The sequence below is a fragment of the Burkholderia sp. MS455 genome (assembly GCF_016899445.1).
Taxonomy (GTDB): domain Bacteria; phylum Pseudomonadota; class Gammaproteobacteria; order Burkholderiales; family Burkholderiaceae; genus Burkholderia; species Burkholderia pyrrocinia_C.
Map to the genome: position 1 here is coordinate 2,750,198 of NZ_CP041778.1, position 13,989 is coordinate 2,764,186.

13 protein-coding genes are annotated in these 13,989 nt (G+C 67.8%); 5 read left to right on the forward strand and 8 right to left on the reverse strand.

Translation table 11 applies throughout. From position 1 onward, the window contains the following. Positions 1-166 precede the first annotated feature (166 nt). Positions 167-832, forward strand: coding sequence for a lytic transglycosylase domain-containing protein (locus FPJ27_RS16660; protein ID WP_072444447.1), 666 nt, complete (start codon positions 167-169; stop codon positions 830-832). A gap of 63 nt (positions 833-895) precedes the next feature. Here the strand turns inward: FPJ27_RS16660 and FPJ27_RS16665 are convergent, their stop codons facing one another. After that, positions 896-1,498 carry a TetR/AcrR family transcriptional regulator gene (locus FPJ27_RS16665; protein ID WP_204421857.1) on the reverse strand — a complete coding sequence of 201 codons (603 nt, stop codon included), beginning with the start codon at positions 1,496-1,498 and terminating at the stop codon, positions 896-898. Positions 1,499-1,608: 110 nt separating this feature from the next. Here FPJ27_RS16665 and FPJ27_RS16670 point away from each other — a divergent pair, with 110 nt between their 5' ends. Then, complete coding sequence (locus tag FPJ27_RS16670; protein WP_204421858.1) at positions 1,609-2,190, forward strand: hydrolase; 582 nt, start codon at positions 1,609-1,611, stop codon at positions 2,188-2,190. A 9-nt stretch (positions 2,191-2,199) separates the two neighbouring features. Next, entirely contained in the window at positions 2,200-3,315 is a 1,116-nt protein-coding gene (locus tag FPJ27_RS16675) for an FUSC family protein (RefSeq protein ID WP_204421859.1), read from the forward strand. Here the strand turns inward: FPJ27_RS16675 and FPJ27_RS16680 are convergent. Continuing rightward, the gene (locus tag FPJ27_RS16680; protein WP_204421860.1) at positions 3,278-4,153 is read right to left on the reverse strand and encodes a LysR family transcriptional regulator; all 876 of its coding nucleotides are present in this window, start codon (positions 4,151-4,153) and stop codon (positions 3,278-3,280) included. The two genes, FPJ27_RS16675 and FPJ27_RS16680, sit on opposite strands and share 38 nt — an antisense overlap. 169 nt (positions 4,154-4,322) lie before the next feature. On the opposite strand from FPJ27_RS16680, the gene FPJ27_RS16685 reads away from it, so the two are divergent. Next, positions 4,323-5,396 (forward strand): alkene reductase, encoded by a 1,074-nt coding sequence (locus FPJ27_RS16685; RefSeq protein ID WP_204421861.1) that lies wholly within the window; start codon positions 4,323-4,325, stop codon positions 5,394-5,396. Positions 5,397-5,551: 155 nt separating this feature from the next. Here the strand turns inward: FPJ27_RS16685 and FPJ27_RS16690 are convergent, their stop codons facing one another. Genes FPJ27_RS16690 through FPJ27_RS16715 form a run of 6 tightly spaced genes read right to left on the reverse strand, consistent with a single transcriptional unit; the run spans position 5,552 to position 12,617 of the window. After that, on the reverse strand, positions 5,552-6,004 hold the full coding sequence (locus FPJ27_RS16690; protein ID WP_204421862.1) for a dihydroneopterin aldolase: 453 nt from the start codon (positions 6,002-6,004) through the stop codon (positions 5,552-5,554). Further along, on the reverse strand, positions 6,001-6,633 hold the full coding sequence (locus FPJ27_RS16695; RefSeq protein WP_204421863.1) for a sarcosine oxidase subunit gamma: 633 nt from the start codon (positions 6,631-6,633) through the stop codon (positions 6,001-6,003). Before FPJ27_RS16695 ends, FPJ27_RS16690 begins: the two co-directional genes overlap by 4 nt. After that, positions 6,623-9,634 carry a sarcosine oxidase subunit alpha family protein gene (locus FPJ27_RS16700; protein ID WP_204421864.1) on the reverse strand — a complete coding sequence of 1,004 codons (3,012 nt, stop codon included), beginning with the start codon at positions 9,632-9,634 and terminating at the stop codon, positions 6,623-6,625. Before FPJ27_RS16700 ends, FPJ27_RS16695 begins: the two co-directional genes overlap by 11 nt. Continuing rightward, positions 9,631-9,945: a sarcosine oxidase subunit delta gene (locus tag FPJ27_RS16705; RefSeq protein WP_034180812.1), complete on the reverse strand. Its 315-nt coding sequence runs from the start codon at positions 9,943-9,945 to the stop codon at positions 9,631-9,633. The genes FPJ27_RS16700 and FPJ27_RS16705 overlap by 4 nt, the downstream gene beginning before the upstream one ends. A 25-nt stretch (positions 9,946-9,970) precedes the next feature. Next, entirely contained in the window at positions 9,971-11,215 is a 1,245-nt protein-coding gene (locus FPJ27_RS16710; RefSeq protein WP_006480591.1) for a sarcosine oxidase subunit beta family protein, read from the reverse strand. Between the two features lie 16 nt (positions 11,216-11,231). Further along, positions 11,232-12,617: an L-serine ammonia-lyase gene (locus FPJ27_RS16715; protein ID WP_034180814.1), complete on the reverse strand. Its 1,386-nt coding sequence runs from the start codon at positions 12,615-12,617 to the stop codon at positions 11,232-11,234. A 284-nt stretch (positions 12,618-12,901) separates the two neighbouring features. Between FPJ27_RS16715 and FPJ27_RS16720 the strand changes: the two genes are divergently transcribed. Next, positions 12,902-13,969, forward strand: coding sequence for a GlxA family transcriptional regulator (locus tag FPJ27_RS16720; RefSeq protein ID WP_072444463.1), 1,068 nt, complete (start codon positions 12,902-12,904; stop codon positions 13,967-13,969). Positions 13,970-13,989: the final 20 nt, after the last annotated feature.

Below are 13,989 nucleotides of genomic sequence, written 5' to 3' on the forward strand. Positions count from 1 at the left end.
GGCGGCGACGTTCATCCGGACTCCGATGCGTGTCCGCGCAACGATCGGCCCATCGATCGTCGCGAACCGATACAAGCCTACACGGCGCTTTCATTCGAGCCGGCGCTCGACCACCGGCGGCGATTGGCCGATATACTATGCGCCTCCCAATTCCCCGCACTCCACCATGCGACGGTTTTTCTGTCTGATCGTGCTTTCGCTCGGCATTGCGCAACAGGCGTCGGCGCAGCAAGCGCCCGCGCTTCCTGCGTCCTCGCCCGAAGCGGCCGCATCGGCACCGTCCGTCGCATCCGCGCCGCTCGCCAGCGCCAACGATCAGCCGAACGAAGCAAACCGCCGCATCACGTCCTACCTGACGAAAAAATTCGGCGTCGCGAAGGAACGAGCCGCAAAGCTCGCCGATATCGTGAGCGTTACTGCGACGAAATATTCGCTGCCGCCGGCACTCGTTTACGCCATCATTTCGATCGAATCGCGCTTCCAGGAAAAGGCGCGCGGCCAGCACGGCGCGACGGGGCTGATGCAGGTCGTGCCGGCCGCGCACCGCGGCCTGCTGCGCAACGTGAAGGATCTGACCGAGCCGAACGCGAACGTCGAGGTCGGGTCCGCGATCCTGTCGGGCTACGTGAGAGCGGCCGGCGGCAACGTGCAGGCCGGGCTGAAGAACTATGGCGGTTCGAACGCGTATGCGGCGAAGGTGATGCAGAGGGTCGATTCGTTCCGCTTCGTGCTCGAACCGCGCGACGACGCGGAAGCCGGGATGATGCCCGTCAACGCGCCAGCTGCTCCCGCTTCGGCCGTCCGCACCTCATCATCGCTCGCGCCGCGATGAGCGTCGCCCGGGCCGGGTGACGGGCCGCGCACGCGCTGCCGCGCCGGCCCGTTCGGCGCGACATCACGCGCCCGTTTCCACCGTCTCCTCCAGATAGCGCAGCATTACGCCCTCGAGCGCCCGAAGCGCGGCAGCCGGGTCCGCGATCGTCGCGTCGCGACTCAGCGCCACGGCCGCCTTCATCAGGTGTTGCACGATCGCCGCTCGCACCGCAAGCTCGCCGGCCGGCATGCCGGGCGCGAGCGCCTCCAGCACCGTCCCGATCGCGCCGCGCAAGCGCGTGCGCACATCAAGCGCGCCCGGCAACGCGAAATCGTACGCATCGACCAGCACGACGAACGCCGGATGCGCGACCCGGAACGTCACGAACGCCGTCGTCAGACGCGCCGCGAGCAGCACTAGATCGCCGGACGACGCCAGTGTGCGCAACTGATCGAGCTCGTCGCCAAGCGACGCCAGATAGTGCTCGAGCAGCCCCGCGGCCACCTGTTCCTTGGTCGGAAAGAACTGGTACAGCGAACCGATCGACGAATCGGCGCGCGCCGCAATCGCCGTCATCGTCGTCGCTTCGTACCCCTTTTCCGCGAATTCCACGCCCGCGGCGTCCAGCAGCGCGGCGACGCGCGCTCGGCCGCGCGCCCGGCTGGGTGCCTTCGCGGACGGCACGGCGTCGCCCGCCGAACGGCTTGACTTTTGTGAGTCCATCCTCATACATTTGAATGTGAGACGACCCTCACAATACAGGTTCGTCCTGTCCCAATCAATCGAGAGCCATCATGCTGGACACACTGGATCCCCGTACCACCGCCCTTGTTCTCGTCGACCTGCAGCAAGGCATCCTCGGCTTCGCGAAAGCGCCGCGTACCGGCGACGCCGTGCTGGCCGCCGCCGCACCGCTTGCGAAGCGCTTTCGTGAAGCCGGCGCGGCGGTCGTGCTGGTGCGCGTCGGCTGGAGCGCGGATTTCGGCGACGCGCTGAAGCAGCCCGTCGACCAGCCAGCAACGCCGCCCGCGGCAGGCCTGCCGCCGGACTGGTGGACCTTTCCGGACGTGCTCGACGCCGCGCCATCCGACCTCCTGATCACCAAGCGGCAATGGGGCGCATTCCACGGCACCGAACTGGATCTCCAGTTGCGCCGGCGCGGTATCCGGACGATCGTGCTCGGCGGCATCTCGACGAATATCGGCGTCGAATCGACTGCACGCGCGGCCTACGAGCACGGCTATTCGATCGTGTTCGTCGAGGATGCGATGAGTTGCGCGGCCGCCGACCAGCACGACGCGTCGCTGCGTTTCATCTTCCCGAGACTCGGCCTCGTGCGCTCCTCCGCCGACGTGCTCGCCGCTCTCGCGGGCTGAAGGCGGACGATGGCACGCCGCGGCATGGCCGGCCTGCACGCAGCACGACGCGCGGCGAGATCGGCCGCCGCGTCCGTCGCCGGCGCGCTCGATCTCCGGGCGCTAACCCGCGCGTCGCTCGTACTGCTTCCGCTCGTCTCGCTCGCGTTGGCGACCGGCCGCGCGGAATGGTTGATTGCGTCGATCGTCACGATCGCGCTGCTGGTCGGCGTCGAGCGCGTCGCGCTCGCGCCGTTGGGCGCCGCCGCGCATGGCCTGCTTGTCTGCGCGGGATTCGTCGTGCTGATGGCGGCACTGGCGTGGCCACCCGCCTTCGTCGCGGCAACCGCCGCGCTCGGCGCCGCGTCGATTGCCATCACCGCGTGGGGCCGCATGCTGCGCTCGCTCGGCAGCTATACGTTCATTCCCGTGCTGTATCTCGCCTGCGAAAGCGCGGAAGGCGTCGCGCACGGCGCGCTCGTACCGCGCGCGCTCGCGGTCCTGCCGTTCCTGCTGGCGGGCATGCTGCCGGTCATCGCGCTAGCGCTCGCCGATCTCGCACGCGGCTCCGGCGACAGCCACCGCGCGCGCTGTCTGGCCTGGGCCCGGCGCACCGATTACGGCGATCGCGCGTGGTCGGTCGAAGTGATGCTGACCGTCGCGATCGCGGTGGGCGGCGCGGCTGCGCTGGTCGAATGGCGGCACATCGAGCACGGGCAATGGATGATCTGGTCCGCGGCAAGCGTCGTAACGGGTAGCACAGCAAGCGCACGCGCCAAGTTTGCCGACCGCGTGCTGGGTGTACTGGCCGGCGTGCCGGTCGGCATCTTCATCGGGCTGCAGGTACCGGACGATCCCGCCACGCGCGCCTGGGTCGTGTTTGCAACCCTGCTCACGCTCGTCGGCATCCGCCCCTACCGGCTCGCATTCGCGACGCGCTGCGCGTGCGCGGCGACGGCACTGGTCGTCGCCGGGCACGCGTGGACCTATGCCGGCGAACGCCTCGTCAACGTCGCGCTGGGCAGCGCCATCGGGCTCGCGTGCGCGCTCGCCGCACCGCTGATTGCGCGCCGCCTGCCGGATCGTCGGCCCGCCGCTGCCCCTGCTGTCACGCCTGCGCGAAATGCTCGTGCAGAAACTCGATGAAAATCTGCGTCTTCGCGGGCAACAAACGCGTTTCCGTCATCGCATAGACCGGCACCGGCGTGCCCTCCCATCCGGGCAGCACGCGACGCAACCTTCCGGCGGCCACGTCGTCGGCCACGACCTCCTCCGGCATCTGGATGATTCCCGCATCGTGCACGGCCAGTTGCCGGTTCATGCCGACGCTGTTCACGACGAACCGCCCACCCACCGGCACCTCGACCTCCCGCGCGCCGTCATGCAGCGTCCATGCAGCGACGCGCTGCACGCTCAGGCACTGATGCCGCGTCAGGTCGTCCGGCTCGCGCGGCTCGCCCGAGCGCTCCAGATAGCGCGGCGACGCATACAGGTGATTGCGGAACGTGGCGAGCCGCCGCGCGACGAGCTGCGAATCCGCCGATTCGCCGATGCGGATCGCGACGTCGAACGGCTCGCTCACCAGATCGACGCGCCGTGACGTCAGCTCGAAATCGAAGGTCAGCTTCGGATGACGGTTCGCGAATTCGACGATCAGCGGCGTCAGGTAGATCACCGCGAAATCGACCGGAAACGACGCGCGCAGCACACCCGATGGTTCGGCCAGCAGTTCGCCGAGCTGTTCGTGCGCGAGCCGCGCCTCGTCGACGATGCGCTTGCAGCGCTCGAAATACAGCTGCCCGGCCTCCGTCAGCTCGATCCGGCGCGTCGTGCGATGCAGCAGCCGCAAGCCGATCGCCTTTTCCAGCGCGCCGATCCGCCGCGACAGCGTCGAGTTCGGCATCCCCAGCGCGTCGGCCGCGCTGCGAAAGCCCTTCGCCTTCACGACCTCCACGAACAGCGCCATGTCGTTCAGCAGTTCCACGCCCACTGCTCCATCAATGGATCAATGTTATCCAAAATACCATATTTATCTCGAAAAAGAAGCAATGGATGATGCACACGTGGAGGCGAGGCCGGCGCAACGTGCGCGGCCGCCGCCCGATGCGGGATCGCCCCGATCCCGCATCCCGAACTTCGAGGAGTCACGCATCATGGACGCACTGTTCACCCCGGCCCGTGTCGGCCGCTACACGCTGCAGAACCGCCTGGTCATGGCACCGATGACGCGCAGCCGCGCCGCGTTCGACGGCACGCCCGGCGAGTGGGCCGCCGAGTACTACGCACAACGCGCGGGCCTCGGCCTGATCGTCAGCGAAGGTACGCAGCCGTCGGACGACGGCCAGGGCTACCTGACGACGCCCGGCATCTATACCGATGCGCACGTCGCCGGCTGGAAGGCGATCAGCGACCGCGTGCACGCGCGCGGCGGCCGTCTGTTCATCCAGTTGATGCACGTGGGGCGCATGTCGCACCCCGACAATACGCCGCATCATCGCCAGGGCGTCGCGCCGTCGGCAATCGCGCCGGGCGTGCCGATGTTCACGATGAAGGGGATGCAGGAGATTCCCGCGCCGCGCGCGCTGACGACGGACGAGGTGCGCGACACCGTGAACGACTTCCGCTTCGCCGCGCGCCGCGCGATCGAAGCCGGCGCCGATGGCGTCGAGATCCATGGCGCGAACGGGTATCTGGTCCAGCAGTTCTTCGCGCCGAACGCCAATACGCGCAGCGACGCCTACGGCGGTTCGATCGCGAATCGCGCGCGCTTCGCGATCGAGGTCGCCGAAGCGATCGCCGACGAGATCGGCGCGGACCGCACGGCAATCCGCCTGTCGCCCGGCACTACGTTATGGGGGATCGACGAAGGCGCGGAAGGGCCGGACCTGTACCGCCACCTGGCGACGCAGCTCGACCGGCTCGGCCTTGCGTACCTGCACGTGATGCACCAGGGCGACGAGCCGCTGCTCACGGACCTGCGCGAGCGCTGGAGCGGCACGCTGATCGTGAACCGGCCGGGCCGCGCGCGCGACGCGATCGGCACGGATGTCGCAGCGGGCCTCGCCGATCTCGAAGCGTACGGCCAGATGGTGCTCGCGAATCCGGATTTCGTGACGCGGCTGAAGATGGGCGCGCCGATGAACGATGCGCAGCGCGACACGTTCTTCGGCGGCGATGCGCGCGGGTATGTCGACTATCCGGCGCTGAGCGGCGCGGCTGTAGCGTAACGCATTCGCACGGCGCGATGCCGCGACACGCCGGATCGGGTGTCGCGGCATCGGTTCGGTACGGAGACAACATAACGCGGAACGACCGTTTGTTCCGATATTTCAGGAACAATGCACATCGGCAAGCTCCGGCCGACTGCTGCCGGCCGGCCGCATCAAATCTGCCCCGCCGCCCCCGTCCACCGCAAATAATCCCCGCGCGTCCAATCGAGCGACACGCCGACGCGTTTCGTACCCGGTCGGATCTTCGGCTTGTACACCGACAGCGTCAGCGACTCCAGCGCCGGCCATTCGCGGAACGACAGCACCGCGATATCGGCGACGAGCGTCTCCAGCAGCCGCGTATGCGGCTTGTGCGACAGAAACGACGCGACGCGCGCGCAATAGCCGTCGTAATCGATCCACTCGCCCTGCTCGCTCGGCTCGCAGCGATACCCGAGCCGCGCATCGATCACGATCGGCTGCGGCGCTTCATGCTCGTGAGCATGAATGCCGATCCGCGCGGGCACCTTCAGTTCGTCGACGAACACGCTCCAGCCGCGCCCGCGCCCGCGCCCGCGCAGGCGCGGCGCGTCGATCGCCACGAACGGTTCGTCGAACGGCTTCATGACGCGAGCGGCGCGGCCGCGTCGAGCATGATGCGCACGAAGTAGTCGGCGAAGCTGCGGCGCAGCACGATCTCGAACGTATCGTCGCCGGTCGGGATCAGCACGATCGACGACTTGAAGTAATGCGACTGCGCGCACTGGCCCGGCTTGAACGCACGCGGATGGAGATCGAGCGGGCAGCCGCGCGCGAGCACGTCGCGCACGCGTTCGCCGCTGATCTCGACCACCGTGTAGCCGCTGCCGACATCGACGGCCGCCGAATACGTGCCCTGCACGGCCTCCGCGAGCTTCGCCTCGAGCACGCCGGCCTGCACCGGCCCGTTCGAGCGCACGAGCCACTCGTCGGGGCCGAGCCACAGCACGTCGTACTCGGCGCCGCGCACGATCGTGTTCGGCTGCGCGGGCGGCCGGCAGCCGACCACGCGCTCGAACGCGCTCACGAACGCCGGATCGCTCAACTCGCCGCGCACGTTGACGAGGTCGAGGAAGGGCCGCTCGCGCAGCGTGAACTTCTTCGATGCGCGCGCCTGGTGCGTCTTCAGCACGTCGGCCGCGCCGACGAACGGCGATTCAAGCGTCACGCCGCCCGCGCCCGCCACCTGCGTCTGGTTTCTCGTTTCATTCCACATGCTGGCGCACCCCTTCGGTATCGTAGAAAACCGGGCTCGAGATCTTCGCGGTGATGCGCTTGCCGTTGGCCAGCGGAATCACGACGCTCTCGCCCATCTTGTTCAGGCCGCCCTTCACCACCGCAAGCGCGATCGAGCGCTTCAGGATCGGGCTGTAGTAGCTCGACGTCACGTGTCCGATCATCGGCGTCGGATCGACCGCCGACACCTGCGTGTCCTTCTCGATGATCTGCGCGCCTTCCGGCAGCACGAACTGCTCGTCCTCGGTCAGCAGGCCGACGAACTGCTTGCGGCCTTCCTTCCTGGTATCCGAGCGCGCGAGCGAACGCTTGCCGAGGAAGTCCTTCGACTTCGCGACGACCCCGCCCATCCCGAGGTCGTACGGCGTGACCGAGCCGTCGGTATCCTGGCCGACGATGATGTAGCCCTTCTCCGCGCGCAGCACGTGCATCGTCTCGGTGCCGTACGGCGTGATGTCGAATTCGGCACCGGCCGCCATCAGCGCTTCCCATACCGCACGGCCTGCGTTCGCCGGCACGTTCACTTCGTAGGCCAGTTCGCCCGAGAAGCTGATCCGCATCACGCGCGCCTTCGCGCCCGCGACGGTGCCGTTGCGGTAGCTCATGAACGGGAACGCCTCGTTGCCGAAGTCGATGTCCGGGCACACCTTCTGCACGACCTTGCGGCTCTTCGGGCCGACCACCGCGAACGTCGCCCAGTGATCGGTGACGGACGAGAGCCGCACCTTCATGTCGGGCCATTCGGTCTGCAGCCAGCGTTCGAGCCACGTGAGCACGCGCGCCGCGCCGCCCGTCGTGGTCGTCATCATGAAATGCTGGTCGGCGAGGCGCACCGTCACGCCGTCGTCGAACACCATCCCGTTCTCGTCGAGCATCAGCCCGTAGCGGCACTTGCCGACTTCGAGCTTGTTCCACGGGTTCGTATACATCCAGTTCAGCAGCTTCACCGCATCGGGGCCCTGGATGTCGATCTTGCCGAGCGTCGACGCGTCGAGAATGCCGACGCTGTTGCGCACCGCGAGGCATTCGCGCTTCACGGCCGCATGCAGATCTTCGCCGTTCTTCGGGAAATACCACGGCCGCTTCCAGTTGCCGACGTCCTCGAACAGCGCGCCGTGCTCGACGTGCCATTCATGAACGCAGGTCTTGCGGATCGGGTCGAGGAAATCGCCGGTCTCGCGGCCCGCGAACGTGCCGAACGACACGGGCGTGTAGTTCGGGCGGAACGTCGTCGTGCCCGTTTCCGGAATCGTCTTGCCGAGCGCCTGCGCGAGGATCGCCATCCCGTTGATGTTGCCGAGCTTGCCCTGGTCGGTGCCGAAGCCCATCGCCGTGTAGCGCTTCACGTGCTCGACCGATTCGAAGCCTTCGCGCGCGGCGAGCAGGATGTCGGCGGCCGACACGTCGTTCTGGAAGTCGACGAACTGCTTCGGCCCGCGCGCCGCGGCCTCGCGGCTGCCGACGAGCCACAGCGGCTGCAGTGCGCCTTCGACGGTTTCGGCAACCTGCGGCGCGGCAGGACGCTGCGCGGCCGTGAAGCCCGCCGCCTTCGCCGCTTCCGCGCCCACATCGACCGCGAGCCGCAGCGCGCGCGCCAGGCCGAATTCGCCCGCCGCCGCACCGATGCTGGCCTCTGCCTGCACCGGCTTGCCCGGCAGGAAGCACGCCTTCTCGTCGTTCCAGCAGGCCTTGCCGCCCGATTGCGCGAACAGGTGCAGCACGGGGCTGAAGCCGCCCGACATCGCGACGAGGTCGCACGGCAGCGTCTGCAGCTTGCCGCCCACCTGGCCGTTCGTGCTGGACGCGACGTCGACCGACGATACGCGCCACTTGCCCGATGCCGCGGTCACGACCGCGCCGCTCATCACCGTCACGCCCTGCCGCTTCGCAGCGGCCGGCAGCGCGCCATTCGACGACGCACGCGAATCGACGACCGTCACCTTCGCGCCGCACGCCTTCAGGTCGAGCGCGGTCTGGTACGCGCGGTCGTTGTTCGTGAACACGACCACGTTGCGGCCCGGCAGCACGCCGAAGCGATGCACGTAGGTGGACACGGCCGACGCGAGCATCACGCCCGGCAGGTCGTTGTTGCCGAACACGATCGGACGCTCGTGCGCACCGGTCGCGAGGATCACGCGCTTCGCGCGGACCTTCCACAGCAGCTCGCGCGTGCCCTTGCGCATCGACACCGGCAGGTGATCGGTCAGGCGCTGCGTGACCGTCACGAGGTTATGGTCCTGGTAGCCGAACGCGGTGCTGCGCGACAGGATCGTCACGTCGGGCAGCTTGCGCAATTCGGCCTCGATCTTCTCGACCCACTGCAGCGCGGGCTTCGCGTCGATCTCGGCGCGGCACGACAGCAGGCTGCCGCCGAGCTCGCGCTGGTCGTCGACGAGGATCACGCGCGCGCCGGCCACGGCCGCCGCATGCGCGGCCGCGAGGCCTGACGGGCCGCCGCCGACGACGAGCACGTCGCAGTGCGCGTAGCACTTGTCGTAGCGATCGGCGTCGAGCGCCTCGGGCGCCTTGCCGAGGCCGGCCGCCTCGCGGATCTTCTCTTCGTACTTCGGCCACATCTTGCGCGGCCACATGAAGGTCTTGTAGTAGAAGCCGGCCGGCAGGAAGCGCGAGAACTTCTGGTTGATCGCGTACTTGTCGTTCTCGAGCGTCGGCTCGGCGTTCACGCTCGTCGCGACGAGCCCCTGGTACAGCTCGATTTCGGTCGCGCGCGCGTTCGGCACCGTGTACGGGCCCGATTCGAGCTGCACGACGGCATTCGGTTCCGCGACGTCTGCCGTCACGATCCCGCGCGGACGGTGGTACTTGAAGCTGCGGGCGACGAAGTGCACGCCGTTCGCGAGCAGCGCGGACGCGAGCGTGTCGCCCTGGAAGCCCTGGTACGTACGGCCGTTGAACGTGAACGTCAACGGAATCGCGCGATTGATGCGGCCACCGGTGCCGAGACGGTCTTTCTGGCTCATTTGCTCGTGCCCTCTTCGTGTGCGTTGCCGGCGGCTGCGCCACTGATGGCAGCCCCGCCGAACGTTTCGTAACCCTTGATATCGTAGGTCACCGTGTCGCGCGTGGCCTTGAACCAGCGGCGGCAGCCCTGCGTGTGCAGCCATTGCTCCTTGTGCAGCCCGCGCTTGTTCTCGCGCATGAACACGTACTCGCCCCATTCGCGGTCGGTCATGTTCTCGTTGTTGACGGGGCGCACGATGTCGGCTTCGCCGCCGCACGAGAATTCGGATTCGGCGCGCGGCCCGCACCACGGACATTCGATCAGCAACATAAGGTTCTCCTCGTGGTGTTCAGGGTTAGTGCGCGACAGCGGCAGCGCCGTGCTCGTCGATCAGGTGGCCCGTGTAGAAGCGGTCGAGCGCGAACGGCGCGTTCAGCGGATGCGGTTCGTCGCGCGCGATCGTGTGCGCGAACACCCAGCCCGAGCCGGGCGTCGCCTTGAAGCCGCCGGTGCCCCAGCCGCAGTTGAAATAAAGGCCCTTCACGTCGGTCTTGGTGATGATCGGGCACGCGTCCGGCGACACGTCGACGATGCCGCCCCACTGGCGGTTCATCCGCACGCGCGAGAACACCGGGAACATCTCGACGATCGCCTGCAGCGTGCTTTCGATGATGTGGAAGCTGCCGCGCTGGCCGAAGCCCGTGTACTGGTCGATGCCCGCGCCGATCACGAGGTCGCCCTTGTCGGACTGGCTGATATACGCGTGCACCGCGTTCGACATGATCACCGAGTTGACGACCGGCTTGATCGGCTCGGACACCAGCGCCTGCAGCGGGTGGCTTTCGATCGGCAGGCGCACGCCGGCCATGTCGGCGAGCGTCGTCGTGTTGCCGGCTGCCACCACCGCAACCTTCTTCGCCTTGATGAAGCCCTTCACCGTATCGACGCCGACCACCGCGCCGCCTTCGCGGCGAATGCCCGTCACCTGGCAGTTCTGGATGATGTCGACGCCGGCGCGGTCCGCGCCGCGCGCGAAGCCCCAGGCCACCGCGTCGTGGCGTGCAACGCCCGCACGGCGCTGGATCGATGCGCCGAGCACCGGGTAACGGCTGTTCAGGTTGATCGTCGGCTCGATTTCCTTGATCTGCGCGGGCGTCAGGAACTCGGCATCGACGCCGTTCAGCCGGTTCGCGTTGACGCGGCGCTCGGTGTCGCGCACGTCCTGCAGCGTGTGCGCGAGGTTCATCACGCCGCGCTGGCTGAACATCACGTTGTAGTTCAGGTCCTGCGACAACCCCTCCCACAGCTTCATCGCCTTCTCGTACAGAGCGGCCGATTCGTCCCACAGATAGTTCGAGCGCACGATCGTCGTGTTGCGCGCGGTGTTGCCGCCGCCGATCCAGCCCTTCTCGAGGATCGCGACGTTCGTGATCCCGTGTTCCTTCGCGAGGTAGTACGCGGTCGCGAGGCCGTGGCCGCCGCCGCCGACGATCACGACGTCGTATTCCTTCTTCGGTTCCGGGCTCTTCCACTGCTTTTCCCAGTTCTCGTGATACGAGAGGCCGTTGCGGAACAGGCTGAATATCGAGTAGCGGCTCATGATGATTGACCCTTCGTTAGCATTCGATGACGTTCACGGCGAGACCGCCGCGCGACGTTTCCTTGTATTTCGTCTTCATGTCGGCACCCGTCTCGCGCATCGTCTTGATCACGGAGTCGAGCGACACGTAGTGCTGGCCGTTGCCCTTGAGCGCCATGCGCGACGCGTTCAGCGCCTTGATCGCGCCCATCGCGTTGCGCTCGATGCACGGGATCTGCACGAGCCCGCCGACCGGATCGCAGGTCATGCCCAGGTTGTGCTCCATGCCGATCTCGGCGGCGTTCTCGACCTGGTCGGGCGTGCCGCCCATCACGGCGGCAAGCGCGGCCGCGGCCATCGAGCACGCGACGCCCACTTCGCCCTGGCAACCGACTTCCGCGCCGGAGATCGACGCGGTTTCCTTGTAGATGATCCCGATCGCCGCGGCCGTCAGCAGGAATTCGACGATGCCGGCTTCGTTCGAGCCCGGCACGAACTTCACGTAGTAGTGCAGCACCGCGGGAATCACGCCGGCCGCGCCGTTGGTCGGCGCGGTGACGACGCGCCCGCCCGCCGCGTTTTCCTCGTTGACGGCCATCGCGTACAGGTTGACCCAGTCGAGCATCGACAGCGGGTCGCGCAGCGACTCTTCCGAACGCGCGCGCAGGTTGCCGTTCATCTCGGCCGCGCGGCGCTTCACGCGCATCGGGCCCGGCAGCTCGCCTTCGACCTTGCAGCCGCGCTCGACGCATGCGGCCATCGTGCGCCAGATCGCGAGCAGCCCGGCGCGCACTTCGTCGGCGGGGCGCAGCGCGCTTTCGTTGCGCAGCATCAGCTCGGCGATCGACAGCCCGTGTTCGCGGCACTGGCGCATCAGGTCGTCGCCGGTGCGGAACGGATAGGGCACCTCGACCGCCGCGCGCACGCCGTTCACGCGATCGCCGTCGCGGTTCACGACGAAACCGCCGCCGACCGAGTAATACTCTTTCTCGACCAGCAACTGGCCGTGTTCGTCGAATGCCTGGAAGCGCATCCCGTTCGGGTGCACGATGCTCGTGCCGCTCATCAGCTTGCGAAAGAAGCCGATGTGCTCCTTTTCCTCGAAGCGGACCGTCTGCTTGCCGAGCAGCGACAGCGACTTCTCCGCGCGGATCGCGGCGAGCCGCGGCTCGATCAGGTCGGGATCGATCGTGTCGGGCAGGTGGCCCTCGAGGCCGAGCAGCACGGCCTTGTCGGTGCCGTGGCCCTTGCCGGTCGCGCCGAGCGAGCCGTACAGCTCGACCCGCACGCGGCGCACGAAGCCGAGCAGGTTCGCGTCCTCGACGTGCGACGCGAAGCGGCACGCGGCGATCATCGGGCCGACCGTATGCGAACTGGACGGGCCGATGCCGATCTTGAACAGGTCGAACGCGCTGACGTTCATCTGGCTTCCTCTGGATGACATGCGTGGAATGACGTTGGGCACCAGTACATCAAAGCGTAAAATTGGCCGATAGAACAAAAACGGCATCGGCGTGGGATACCGCCGCCAAGCGCCGCGCCGGCCGGTGCAAAAGTACGGTTTGGCGATGGTTCGCGACGGAAAACCACAAGTCCGGCCGAAGCCGATCGGCGACGCTGGCTACATCCGCGCCGCCCCGGCAGCCGTACCCGCAACCAGAGTGAAATGAGTGAGACCGCCTGCCCGGCGTGACGAGATTGGCCGCGATGACACCCGACGTACCCGCTTCCCCCCTTGCAGAACCCGCACCGCGGCGCATCCGCTTCGGCATCGTGCTGCTGCCGAACTTCACGCTGACGGCCTTCTCGGGTTTCGTCGACATGCTGCGGCTGTCGGCCGACGACGGCGACTACAGCAAGCCCGTGCGCTGCGCGTGGAGCGTGATCGGCGAGACCCTCGCGCCGGTGCGCGCGAGCTGCGGGATCCAGATCACGCCGTGGGAGACGTTCGACGCGTCCGAACCGTTCGACTATGTGGTCGTGGTCGGCGGGCTGCTGCATTCGGGGCCGCAGGCGGGCCCCGAAACGCTCGACTTCGTCCGCCGCGCGGCGGCCGGCGGTGCGACGGTCGTCGGGATCTGCACCGGCGTGTTCACGCTGATGCGCGCCGGCGTGCTCGACGGCTACCGCACCTGCGTGAGCTGGTTCCACTACTGGGATTTCATCGAACGCTTCCCGTCCGCCGATCCCGACCTGCTGATCGCCGACCGGCTGTTCGTGATCGACCGGCGCCGGATCACCTGTTCGGGCGGCCGCGCGTCGATCGACGTCGCCGCCGCGATCCTGCTGCGCCATTTCGATCATGCAACCGTGCAGAAGGCGCTGCGCATCCTGCTCGTCGGCGAGATGCAGAAGGGCAACGCGCCGCAGCCGCACCCGCCGGGGCTCGAACCCGCGACGCATCCGAAGGTCAAGCGCGCGATTCTCCTGATGGAACAGCATGTCGGGCGCACGCTGCCGCTCGATGAACTGGCGTGCAAGCTCGACCTGTCGACACGGCAGCTCGAACGGCTGTTCAAGGCCGAGACGGGCAAGAGCCCGCAGGTGTTCGCGAAGCAGGTGCGGCTGCGCACCGCCGCGTGGCTGCTGACGAGTTCGGACCGGACGGTCGCCGATATCGCGTCGAGCTGCGGGTTCGCCGATGCGTCGCACCTCGGGCGCGAATTCCGCAAGCAGTTCGGCGTGCCGCCGGCCACCTATCGCGAGCGCGGCGGCGAAGCGGCGGAAGCCGGCGCGGCAATGGCGGCCGACCCCGTCGAGGACATCGCCGACTGACGGCCACGGGCATCCGCCCC

Coding starts and splice junctions, on each gene's coding strand:
- FPJ27_RS16660 (WP_072444447.1), top strand. CDS start 167: ATGCGACGGTTTTTCTGTCTGATCGTGCTTTCGCTCGGCATTGCGCAA.
- FPJ27_RS16670 (WP_204421858.1), top strand. CDS start 1,609: ATGCTGGACACACTGGATCCCCGTACCACCGCCCTTGTTCTCGTCGAC.
- FPJ27_RS16675 (WP_204421859.1), top strand. CDS start 2,200: ATGGCACGCCGCGGCATGGCCGGCCTGCACGCAGCACGACGCGCGGCG.
- FPJ27_RS16685 (WP_204421861.1), top strand. CDS start 4,323: ATGGACGCACTGTTCACCCCGGCCCGTGTCGGCCGCTACACGCTGCAG.
- FPJ27_RS16690 (WP_204421862.1), bottom strand. CDS start 6,004: ATGAAGCCGTTCGACGAACCGTTCGTGGCGATCGACGCGCCGCGCCTG.
- FPJ27_RS16695 (WP_204421863.1), bottom strand. CDS start 6,633: ATGTGGAATGAAACGAGAAACCAGACGCAGGTGGCGGGCGCGGGCGGC.
- FPJ27_RS16700 (WP_204421864.1), bottom strand. CDS start 9,634: ATGAGCCAGAAAGACCGTCTCGGCACCGGTGGCCGCATCAATCGCGCG.
- FPJ27_RS16705 (WP_034180812.1), bottom strand. CDS start 9,945: ATGTTGCTGATCGAATGTCCGTGGTGCGGGCCGCGCGCCGAATCCGAA.
- FPJ27_RS16710 (WP_006480591.1), bottom strand. CDS start 11,215: ATGAGCCGCTACTCGATATTCAGCCTGTTCCGCAACGGCCTCTCGTAT.
- FPJ27_RS16715 (WP_034180814.1), bottom strand. CDS start 12,617: ATGAACGTCAGCGCGTTCGACCTGTTCAAGATCGGCATCGGCCCGTCC.
- FPJ27_RS16720 (WP_072444463.1), top strand. CDS start 12,902: ATGACACCCGACGTACCCGCTTCCCCCCTTGCAGAACCCGCACCGCGG.